Annotated in this window: 10 protein-coding genes and 1 tRNA gene; 5 read left to right on the plus strand and 6 right to left on the minus strand. The window is 69.5% G+C overall.

The window, feature by feature from the left end; all coding sequences use genetic code 11:
• Positions 1–107: 107 nt before the first annotated feature.
• From ACFW2E_RS28265 to ACFW2E_RS28275, 3 genes are all read right to left on the minus strand, one after another.
• Positions 108–181: transfer RNA gene (locus ACFW2E_RS28265), tRNA-Pro, on the minus strand.
• Between the two features lie 33 nt (positions 182–214).
• Positions 215–1,009 (minus strand): Pr6Pr family membrane protein, encoded by a 795-nt coding sequence (locus ACFW2E_RS28270; protein WP_384469892.1) that lies wholly within the window; start codon positions 1,007–1,009, stop codon positions 215–217.
• 104 nt (positions 1,010–1,113) lie between these two features.
• On the minus strand, positions 1,114–2,040 hold the full coding sequence (locus ACFW2E_RS28275) for a metallophosphoesterase (protein WP_384469893.1): 927 nt from the start codon (positions 2,038–2,040) through the stop codon (positions 1,114–1,116).
• Between the two features lie 106 nt (positions 2,041–2,146).
• Between ACFW2E_RS28275 and ACFW2E_RS28280 the strand changes: the two genes are divergently transcribed.
• Complete coding sequence (locus ACFW2E_RS28280) at positions 2,147–2,614, plus strand: GatB/YqeY domain-containing protein (protein ID WP_384469894.1); 468 nt, start codon at positions 2,147–2,149, stop codon at positions 2,612–2,614.
• A gap of 135 nt (positions 2,615–2,749) precedes the next feature.
• Here the strand turns inward: ACFW2E_RS28280 and ACFW2E_RS28285 are convergent, their stop codons facing one another.
• A complete protein-coding gene (locus ACFW2E_RS28285) occupies positions 2,750–5,062 on the minus strand; it encodes a transglycosylase domain-containing protein (protein WP_384469895.1) in 2,313 nt (770 codons plus the stop codon).
• Between the two features lie 539 nt (positions 5,063–5,601).
• Between ACFW2E_RS28285 and wblA the strand changes: the two genes are divergently transcribed.
• Positions 5,602–5,940 (plus strand): transcriptional regulator WblA, encoded by a 339-nt coding sequence (gene wblA / locus ACFW2E_RS28290; RefSeq protein ID WP_067116510.1) that lies wholly within the window; start codon positions 5,602–5,604, stop codon positions 5,938–5,940.
• A gap of 122 nt (positions 5,941–6,062) precedes the next feature.
• On the opposite strand, the gene ACFW2E_RS28295 is transcribed toward wblA, so the two are convergent.
• Together ACFW2E_RS28295 and ACFW2E_RS28300 are read right to left on the minus strand one after the other, a co-directional pair.
• The gene (locus ACFW2E_RS28295) at positions 6,063–7,382 is read right to left on the minus strand and encodes an ArsA family ATPase (RefSeq protein WP_384469896.1); all 1,320 of its coding nucleotides are present in this window, start codon (positions 7,380–7,382) and stop codon (positions 6,063–6,065) included.
• A complete protein-coding gene (locus ACFW2E_RS28300) occupies positions 7,379–8,356 on the minus strand; it encodes an ArsA family ATPase (RefSeq protein WP_384469897.1) in 978 nt (325 codons plus the stop codon). The genes ACFW2E_RS28295 and ACFW2E_RS28300 overlap by 4 nt, the downstream gene beginning before the upstream one ends.
• 72 nt (positions 8,357–8,428) lie before the next feature.
• On the opposite strand from ACFW2E_RS28300, the gene ACFW2E_RS28305 reads away from it, so the two are divergent.
• The 3 genes from ACFW2E_RS28305 to ACFW2E_RS28315 form a co-directional block, all read left to right on the plus strand.
• Positions 8,429–8,587, plus strand: coding sequence for a DUF4177 domain-containing protein (locus tag ACFW2E_RS28305; protein ID WP_003991873.1), 159 nt, complete (start codon positions 8,429–8,431; stop codon positions 8,585–8,587).
• The gene (locus tag ACFW2E_RS28310) at positions 8,587–9,051 is read left to right on the plus strand and encodes a RidA family protein (protein ID WP_384469898.1); all 465 of its coding nucleotides are present in this window, start codon (positions 8,587–8,589) and stop codon (positions 9,049–9,051) included. Before ACFW2E_RS28305 ends, ACFW2E_RS28310 begins: the two co-directional genes overlap by 1 nt.
• A gap of 57 nt (positions 9,052–9,108) precedes the next feature.
• Positions 9,109–9,735, plus strand: a 627-nt coding sequence (locus ACFW2E_RS28315) for an NUDIX hydrolase (RefSeq protein WP_384469899.1), incomplete at its 3' end; no start/stop codon positions are given.

The raw sequence follows: 9,735 nt of genomic DNA on the forward strand, positions 1-9,735 counted from the left end.
TCGAGTCTCAAACATTGAGACAGACTTTATCACAGCTAGCGAGTGGGCCTAACTGATTGGGGCGGTGTCTTAAAAAACCCCCCCGGCCCTGAACTGGTGTTTCTCTGTCGGGGTGGCGGGATTTGAACCCACGACCTCTTCGTCCCGAACGAAGCGCGCTGCCAAGCTGCGCTACACCCCGATGTCGCTGCTTGCCGCGGCGACGACGTTTACTTTAGCCCACTGGTGGCCGGAGACGAAATCCGGTTTTCGCGCGGCGGCGGACGGGGTTCGGGCGGGCGTGGTCCAGGGCGATCAGGAGGATCGCCAGGGCGTAGACGGCGAGGCCGAGGAGGAGGGCGTTGGCCAGGACGCTGCGGTAGCCGTGCTGCTCGACGTTCAGGAAGGGATAGAGGTAGCGGTCGGGGGCGCCGGGGAGGAGGAGCTCGCCCCGGGCGAGGGTGAAGGCCAGGTAGGCCAGGGGGTAGACGAGCCATGCGGCGGCCTGGCGCAGGTGCAGGCGGCCGGGTGCGGTGAGCAGGAGCCAGTCCAGGGCCGCGGCGGCCGGAGCCACCTTGTGGAGGAGCTGGGCGGCGATCCACTGGCCGTGCCACGGCACCGGCGGCGTCGTCGCACCTGTCATGGAGAACGGGGGCGTCGTGTGGGCCAGGAGCAGGTGGTAGACGAGCGCCGAGACGACGGCGTAGAGCAGCACGGCACCCGTCAGGGCCGACGGCAGGGGGCGGCGGGCCGCCCACGCCCGGTGGGCGGAGATCACGAACACCAGTGCCAGCAGGGCGCCGCTCTGGACGCTGAAGTAGCTCATGACCCGGGCCGGACTGCCCAGGAGGAGTTCCAGGGTCACTCCGGAGGCGGCCGCCAGGGCGGTCAGGAGGCGGAACACCGCGGCCAGGGGGCGGGGGACGGGGGACATCACCGCCGCGGCCGGCACGTGCGAGGGCAGCAGCATGGGCTTTTTGCCCGGGACCGCGGGGAGGTCCGGGATGTCCCTGGGTATCGGGGCGGTCATGTCCTCACGCTAAGCAGCGTGGACAAATGGGGCGATACGGGTGGGCCGGGTGGGTTACTCACCCGGCCCGCCCCAGCGGATCACAGGGGGGGGGCGGAAGCGGGTTACTCCCGTCCCACCAGCGTCAGCAGCGTAGCTTCCGGCGGGCATGCGAACCGTACCGGCGTGTAGCGGTTCGTACCGCAGCCCGCGGACACGTGCAGGTACGAGGTCCGGCCCTCCGCCGCGTGCGTGGACAACCCCTTCACGCGGTCCGTGTCCAGGTCGCAGTTGGTGACCAGGGCGCCGTAGAAGGGGATGCAGAGCTGACCGCCGTGCGTGTGCCCGGCCAGGATCAGGGGGTACGCGTCCGCCGTGAAGGAGTCCAGCACCCGCAGGTACGGGGCGTGCACCACGCCCATCGAGAAGTCGGACGTGTCCGAGGGACCGCCGGCCACCTGCAGATAGCGGTCGCGCTTGATGTGCGGGTCGTCCAGGCCCGTCAGCTCCACCGAGACGCCCTCGACCTTCAGCACACCGCGGGTGTTCGTCAGGTTCAGCCAGCCCGCCGCGTCGAAGCTGTCGCGGAGGTCCTCCCAGGGGTTGTGGATCACGCCCACGGCCGGCGGGTTGCCGTTCAGCCCGTGTCGGCCGCTGGTCTTCTCCATCAAGTAGCGGGCCGGGTTGCGCAGTCGGGGGCCGTAGTAGTCGTTGGAGCCGAAGACGTAGGCGCCCGGGAACTCCATCAGCGGGCCGAGGGCGTCCAGGACCTCCGGGACGCCCTCCGGATCCGAGAGGTTGTCGCCGGTGTTGATCACGAAGTCCGGGCGCAGGCCCGCCAGCGAGCGCAGCCAGCGCTGCTTCTTGCGCTGACCGCTCACCATGTGGATGTCGGAGACCTGGAGGACACGCAGCGGGCGCATCCCGGCCGGAAGGACCGGCACGGTCACCCGCCGGAGCCGGAAGGAGCGGGCCTCGAAGCCGGCCGCGTACAACACACCGGCGGCGCCGGCCGCCGCGATTCCCAGAGGTACTCCGTATCGAGCGCGCATACGACCATCGTGTCAGACGACCGGGCGGCCCCGTGACCGGCCGTCGCCCGGGACACCGCCTAAAACGACGGGCGTCCGCGCTTCAACACCTGCGACAATCGTTGCCATGACCACCACGCTCAAGTCGAAGCTGCACGACGACCTCAACGCCGCGATCAAGGAGCGCGACGAGCTGCGCTCCTCGACGCTCCGGCTGACGCTCGCCGCGATCACCAAGGAGGAGGTCGCGGGCAAGGAGAAGCGTGAGCTGTCCGACGACGAGGTCCTGAAGGTGATCACCAAGGAGGCCAAGAAGCGCCGGGAGGCCGCCGACGCCTTCGCCCAGGGTGGTCGCCCCGAGCAGGCCGAGCGGGAGAAGGCGGAGGGCGAGGTCCTCGCCGCGTACCTGCCGAAGCAGCTGGCCGACGAGGAGCTGGAGCGGATTGTCGCCCAGGCCGTCGAGGAGGCGAAGGCGGCCGGCGCCGAGGGGCCGCGGGCCATGGGCGCCGTCATGAAGATCGTGAACCCGAAGGTGGCCGGCCAGGCCGAGGGCGGCCGCGTCGCCGCCGTGGTCAAGAAGCTGCTGCAGGGCTGACCCGGGCGGGGCTCGGCGCCGGCTCGTACGAGGAACAGGACCGCACCGCGGGCCCAGGGGCCCGGGTGCGGTCCTGTCGTGTCCGGACTCGGACGGTGGCGAGGACGGTGGCGGGGGAGGGAGGACGGTACGGCGTCAGCCGCGCGTTCCACCGTTCCCGTGCCCGTTGGTCCCTCCGTTGGTCTGTCCCTGGATGAAGTTGCCCGGCAAGGAGATGGTGGGCGTCGGGACGGTTCCGCCGGTCGTCCCACCCGTCGTCGGGCCCGCCGTACCGCCGCCGCCCGTCAGGCCGCCGATGATCCCGCCGATGAACCCACCGCCGTTGTCGCCGTGTCCGTCGCCGCGGTCGTGTCCGTCGCCGCCGTTGTCGTCCTTGTTGCCGTCCGGGATGTCGACGAGGTTGAAGGACTCGGAGGGCTTGCCCTCCAGGGCGCCGCTCATGGCGTCCTTCCAGATCGGGCCCGGGACCTCGCCGCCGTAGACGAGCGGGCGGTAGACACCGCCGATGGTGATGTTGACCATCTTCACGTTCTGCCGGGCGCTGCCGACCCATACCGCACCGGCCATGTTGGGCGTGTAGCCGACGAACCAGGCGTTCTTGCGCTCGTCCGTCGTACCCGTCTTACCGGCGCTCTCGCGGTCGGTGAGGCCGGCCTGCTGACCCGTACCGGAGTCGACCACACCGCGCAGCAGGGTGTTGACCGTGTCGGCGGTCTTCTCGCTCATCGCGCGCGAGCAGGTCGACTTCGGCACCTGGAGGGACTTCTGCTCGTTGCCGGCCTTCTGGGTGATCGACTCGATGGCGATCGGGGTGCAGTACATGCCGCGGGCGGCGAAGGTGGCGTACGCGTTGGCCATCGTCAGCGGGGAGATGCCCTTGGAGCCGAGCGCGATGGCCGGGACCTGGGGGAGCTTCTCGCCGTCGCCCTGCACGACGTGCAGCGCGTCGGTCATCTTCACCACGGGGCACAGGCCGATGTCGGAGATGAGCTGCACGAAGTAGGTGTTGACCGACTTGGCCATCGCCTCCTTCATGGCGTACGGGCCCTTCTCCGATTCGCTCTCGTTCTCGACCTTCGCGTTGTCGGTGTTGAGCCACTGCTTGCTGCCGCATGTCTGCACGGGGCTCGGGTACGGCATCTGGTACGGCGACGAGTACTCCTGAGTGGCCGGCTTGCCCCCCTCGATGGCGGCCGCGGCCACGAACGGCTTGAAGGTCGAACCGGTCGGGAATCCGTAGTTGGAGCCGCCCATGGAGCGGTCGACCGAGAAGTTGTACTCGGTCTCGTTCTTGCCGTAGCCGTACGGCTTCGACTGGCCCATGGCGAGGACCTTGCCGGTGCCGGGCTCGACCAGTGTGGCGGCCGCGGCGACCCTGTCCGACTTGTTGACGTGCTCCTTGAGCGAGGCCTGGACCGACGCCTGGGCCTGCGGGTCGAGGGTCGTACGGATCGTCAGACCGCCCCGGTTCCAGAGCTTGGCCCGCTCCTCCTTGGTCTTGCCGAAGACCGGGTCGGTGAGGAAGACGTTCTCCACGTACTTGCAGAAGAAGCCGGCACCCTTGGTGGCGGTGATGCAGCCGTTCTTCGGCTGGCTGACGTGCAGCCCGAGCGGCTTCTCCTTGGCCGCGTCGGCCTCCTGCTGGGAGATGTCGCCGACCTCGGCCATGCGCTGCAGGACGGTGTTGCGGCGCTTGGTGGCCTCCGCCTCGTCGTTCACCGGGTCGTACCGGCTGGGCGACTGGACGATGCCGGCCAGGAGCGCGGACTGCTGCAGGTTGAGGTCCTTGGCGTGCTTGGAGAAGTAGCGCTGGGAGGCGGCCTCGACGCCGTAGGCCTGCTCGCCGAAGAAGGTGATGTTGAGGTAGTTCTCGAGGATCTTCTTCTTGCCGAGCTTTTCCTCGATCTGGATCGCGTACTTCAGCTCGCGGATCTTGCGGCCCAGGGTCTGCTGGGTGGCCTGCGCGACCTTCGTCGGGTCGTCGCCGGCCTCCTCGATGAAGTAGTTCTTCACCAGCTGCTGGGTCAGCGTGGAGGCGCCCTGGGCGACCCCGCCGCTCTGCGCGTTCTTGTTCAGGGCGCGCAGGACGCCCTTCAGGTCGATCGCGCCGTGCTGGTAGAAGCGGGAGTCCTCGATCGCGACGATCGCCTTCTGCATGTACGGCGAGATGTCCTTGAGGTCCACCACCGTGCGGTCGCGGGAGTAGACGGTCGCGATCTGGTGGCCCCGGCCGTCCAGGATCGTGGTCCGCTGGCTGAGCTGCGGGCTCTTCAGGTTGGCCGGGATGTCGTCGAAGCCCTGGACCGACCCCTTGGCCGCGAGCCCGAGCGCGCCGGCCGCGGGCAGCGCGATGCCGGCCATCACGGCACCCGCGAGGACACTGACACCGAGGAACTTGGCGGCCTGCTGCGTGGCCGACAGACCACCGCCCGAGCGCTTCTTTGGCATGAGGGCAGCCTAATCCGTAGTACTGGGGGTTCCGGTGGAGCGGGGGCTTGTCGGGATGTTCGAGTGCCGGATCGTGACACAACCGGCATCCACGGCATCTCGGGGCGGCCGCCCGAGCCAGGTCAGGGCAGCGTGAGGCGTCTACCTTCTCATTCGCCGGACACGCGTATAGGCCTTGGCCTAAGCTGCTATCAACTGTCACAGCAGTGCGGTCGCGTATCAATACGTCCGGCGACCCCGAATCGTTCCGGATGTAGCCCCATTTCTTGAGGGTGGCGTGTCCGAATCCGCCTCGTGTGTCGCCGGGCGTCCGTTGTGGCGCACCACAGCTGTACCGGTTTGCCGGGATGATCACGCATGTCGCCAGCTCACTCCCGCGGGTGATCTGCCGCTTACCCATAGTCCGTTCGGGCCATTCAAGATTGGGCCCGAAGGGGGTGTTGCGCTGTGCCCACCTTCCGTAACGTCCTCAACTGGCGGCGGTGAATATGCCGCTGCCGCCGTGGGGGAGCCTCGATTCGGGAGAGGACGGCGCCGGTATGGGCTGGGTTACCGACTGGAGTGCGCAGGCTGCCTGCCGCACTACCGATCCGGATGAACTGTTCGTTCAGGGAGCAGCGCAGAACAGGGCCAAGGCGGTGTGCACCGGATGCCCGGTACGCACTGAATGTCTGGCCGACGCGCTCGACAACCGCGTCGAGTTCGGCGTGTGGGGAGGCATGACGGAGCGGGAGCGCCGCGCACTGCTGCGCAGGCGGCCCACCGTGACGTCCTGGCGCAGACTCCTGGAGACCGCGCGCTCGGAGTACGAACGCGGGGCAGGCATCGTGCCTCTCGACAGCGACGAGGTGTACGAGAACTACGCGGCGGTGAGCTGAGGGCACTCCCCACGGGCATACGCCCAGGGCGTGGATCACACTCCGTGGACACCACATGCAGGGACGTTTCATATGTGGGAGCCACAGGTGCGGAGCCCGGATTGCGCGGGCCCCGTAGACGTCTAGGGAAGCTCCGGCCGGCCGGCCGCGAGCCGTACCCCGATGTCCCGTAGTCCCGTCAGGTCATGTACGTCACCGGGCAGCGCAGCGACCTCCACTACCGCCACCTCGGGGTGGCGCGCGGTGAAGCGGTCACGCGTGCGCTGCTCGCGGGAGAGCAGCTGCATCCGCTCCGCGTGCAGCCTCAGCAGGCCTGCGGTGAGCTGGACGACTGATCGCTCCGGGTCCGTGGCGGCGGGGGAGCCTTCGGCAGGAGCCGGTGCTTCGGGAGCGGGAGATTCTGAACTGCCGTACGTGTCGGGAGAGTTACGAACTCCAGCCTTCCCGCCCCCCTGATCCACAATGCGGGGCTCTTCAAGATTTTCCGCGGCGGCGAGCGCACGTTCGGCCGACAACCGGCCGGCGCCGCTGCCGTGGACCCGGTTGAGCACCAGGCCGACCAGCGGCATCTTTTCCGAGGCCAGCCGTTCCACGAAGTACGCGGCCTCGCGCAGCGCGTCCCGCTCCGGTGCCGCCACCACCAGGAACGCCGTGCCGGGCGCCTGCAGCAGCTTGTACGTCGCGTCAGCGCGCGTACGGAACCCGCCGAAGGTGGTGTCCATCGCGGCCACGAACGTCTGGACGTCCTTCAGCAGCTGACCGCCCAGCAGCTTGCCGAGCGTGCCGGTCATCATCGACATGCCGACGTTGAGGAATGCCATCCCCGCCCGTCCGCCCAGCTTCGCCGGGGCCGTCAGCAGCCGGATCAGCCGCCCGTCCAGGAAGGACCCGAGCCGCTTGGGGGCGTCCAGGAAGTCCAGCGCCGACCGGGACGGCGGAGTGTCGACGACGATCAGGTCCCACTCGTCCCTGGCCCGCAGCTGGCCCAGCTTCTCCATCGCCATGTACTCCTGCGTGCCCGCGAAGCCCGCCGAGAGCGACTGGTAGAAGGGGTTGGCCAGGATGGTGGCCGCCCGCTCGGCATCCGCGTGCGCCTCGACGACCTCGTCGAAGGTGCGCTTCATGTCGAGCATCATGGCGTGCAGCTCGCCGTCGCCCTCGGTGCCCTTCACCCGGCGCGGGACGTTGTCCAGCGAGTCGATGCCCATGGACTGGGCGAGCCTCCGGGCCGGGTCGATGGTGAGCACGACCACCTTCCGGCCGCGCTCGGCGGCCCGCAGTCCCAGTGCCGCCGCGGTCGTCGTCTTGCCGACACCGCCCGAGCCGCAGCACACCACGATCCGGGTCTTCGGGTCGTCGATCAGCGGGTCGATGCCGAGCACACGCGCGGGAGACAGCCGGTGGCGGGCCGTGTCCTGTGCCTGGGCCGGGTCCGGGCTCATACGATCCCCTGCTTCCGCAACTCGGTGGCGAGTTCGTACAGGCCCGCCAGGTCCATGCCCTCGGCGAGCAGAGGCAGTTCGTGCAGCGGCAGGCCCAGCTCGCCCAGGACGGCCCGCTGATCGTGCTCCAGCGCGTACCGCTCGGCGTACTCGGCTGCCTGCTCCAGCAGCGGGTCCACCAACTGCTCGGCCTTCCCGCCGCGCCGCGCCCCGCCCAGGCCCGCGGCCGACAGCGACTGCGCGACGGCGGTGCGCGGCACGGTCCGTACGAGTTCCAGGTCGGCCGCGTCCAGCACCTCGGGCCGCACCATGTTCACGATGACCCGGCCCACCGGCAGCCGCGCCGCCCGCAGTTCGGCGATCCCGTCCGCGGTCTCCTGGACGGGCATCTCCTCCAGGAGCGTGACCAGATGCACGGCCGTTTCCGGCGACTTCAGCACCCGCATCACGGCCTGCGCCTGATTGTGTATCGGGCCGATCTTGGCCAGCCCGGCGACCTCGTCGTTGACGTTGAGGAAGCGGGTGATGCGCCCGGTCGGCGGGGCGTCCATGACGACGTAGTCGTACACGAACCGCCCGCCCCTGTCCTTGCGCCGCACCGCCTCGCACGCCTTGCCCGTCAGGAGGACGTCCCTCAGGCCCGGTGCGATGGTGGTGGCGAAGTCGATGGCGCCGAGCTTCTTCAGGGCCCGGCCCGCCCCGCCCAGCTTGTAGAACATCTGGAGGTAGTCCAGAAGGGCCAGTTCGGGATCGATGGCCAGGGCGTAGACCTCACCGCCCCCGGGAGCCACCGCGATTTTCCGCTCCTCATAGGGCAACGCCTCCGTCTCGAAGAGCTGTGCGATGCCCTGCCGGCCCTCGACCTCCACGAGAAGCGTCCGCTTCCCCTCGGTTGCGAGGGCCAGCGCGAGGGCCGCGGCGACCGTCGTCTTTCCGGTCCCGCCCTTGCCGCTGACGACCTGGAGCCTGCTCACGTCTTCGAGACTAACCAGTCCGCCGACAGGCTACGCGGGAGGCTGTGGATAACAACGGCTACAGTCGGCCACATGACCAAGTGGGAATACGCAACCGTGCCGCTGCTCGTCCATGCCACGAAGCAGATTCTGGACACCTGGGGCGAGGACGGCTGGGAGCTCGTCCAGGTCGTGCCCGGCCCGAACAACCCCGAGCAGCTCGTGGCCTACCTGAAGCGGGAGAAGCAGTGATGAGCGCCGTCGAGGCCAAGCTGGCCGAACTCGGACTTGCCCTGCCGGAGGTCGTCCCGCCGCTGGCCGCCTACCAGCCCGCGGTGCAGTCCGGCGTGTACGTCTACACCTCGGGTCAGCTGCCCATGGTCGAGGGCAAGCTCCCGGTCACCGGCAAGGTGGGCGCCGAGGTCACCGCGGAGGAGGCCAAGGAACTGGCCCGTACCTGCGCGCTCAACGCCCTGGCCGCCGTGAAGTCCGTCGCGGGCGACCTGGACCGCATCGCGCGCGTGGTGAAGGTCGTCGGCTTCGTCGCCTCGGCGTCCGACTTCACCGGGCAGCCCGGTGTCATCAACGGCGCCAGCGAACTGCTCGGCGCGGTCCTCGGCGACAAGGGCGTGCACGCGCGCAGCGCCGTGGGTGTCGCCGTGCTGCCGCTGGACGCGCCGGTGGAGGTGGAGATCCAGGTCGAGCTGGTGCCGTAAGGCCCTGCTCACCGGCACCTCTCGAACATTCGCTCACATCGGGATAGCCTCGCGCCCATGGCGAATGGGCAGTGGTATCCCCCGGAGTGGCCGGAACGTATCCGCGCGCTCGCGGAAGGCACTCTCGTCCCGGTGCCGCCCAAGCGCGCGGCCACGGTGATGCTGCTGAGGGACACCACCGCCGGCCCCGCCGTGCACATGCTGCGCAGACGCGCCTCCATGGCCTTCGCCGGAGGCGCGTACGCCTACCCGGGTGGCGGAGTGGACCCGCGGGACGACGACCACCAGATCCGCTGGGCGGGGCCCGCGCGCGCGTGGTGGGCGCAGCGGCTCGGCGTCGACGAGAGCGGCGCGCAGGCGATCGTCTGCGCGGCCGTCCGGGAGACGTACGAGGAGGCGGGCGTCCTGCTCGCCGGTACCGCCCCCGACTCGGTGGTCGGCGACACCACGGGCGAGGACTGGGAGGCGGACCGCGCCGCGCTGGTCGCCCGCGACCTGTCCTTCGCCGAGTTCCTGGACCGTCGCGGCCTGGTCCTGCGCTCGGACCTGCTGGGCGCCTGGACCCGCTGGATCACCCCCGAGTTCGAGTCGCGCCGCTACGACACGTGGTTCTTCGTGGCCGCCCTCCCGGAGGGCCAGCGCACCCGCAACGCCTCCACGGAGGCCGACCGCACGGTGTGGATC

Origin of the sequence: Streptomyces sp. NPDC058964, from assembly GCF_042741275.1 — a bacterium.
GTDB lineage: Bacteria > Actinomycetota > Actinomycetes > Streptomycetales > Streptomycetaceae > Streptomyces.

Excerpts from the sequence above, each read along its gene's own strand:
- ACFW2E_RS28270 (WP_384469892.1), bottom strand. The coding sequence starts at position 1,009 with ATGACCGCCCCGATACCCAGGGACATCCCGGACCTCCCCGCGGTCCCG.
- ACFW2E_RS28275 (WP_384469893.1), bottom strand. The coding sequence starts at position 2,040 with ATGCGCGCTCGATACGGAGTACCTCTGGGAATCGCGGCGGCCGGCGCC.
- ACFW2E_RS28280 (WP_384469894.1), top strand. The coding sequence starts at position 2,147 with ATGACCACCACGCTCAAGTCGAAGCTGCACGACGACCTCAACGCCGCG.
- ACFW2E_RS28285 (WP_384469895.1), bottom strand. The coding sequence starts at position 5,062 with ATGCCAAAGAAGCGCTCGGGCGGTGGTCTGTCGGCCACGCAGCAGGCC.
- wblA (WP_067116510.1), top strand. The coding sequence starts at position 5,602 with ATGGGCTGGGTTACCGACTGGAGTGCGCAGGCTGCCTGCCGCACTACC.
- ACFW2E_RS28295 (WP_384469896.1), bottom strand. The coding sequence starts at position 7,382 with ATGAGCCCGGACCCGGCCCAGGCACAGGACACGGCCCGCCACCGGCTG.
- ACFW2E_RS28305 (WP_003991873.1), top strand. The coding sequence starts at position 8,429 with ATGACCAAGTGGGAATACGCAACCGTGCCGCTGCTCGTCCATGCCACG.
- ACFW2E_RS28310 (WP_384469898.1), top strand. The coding sequence starts at position 8,587 with ATGAGCGCCGTCGAGGCCAAGCTGGCCGAACTCGGACTTGCCCTGCCG.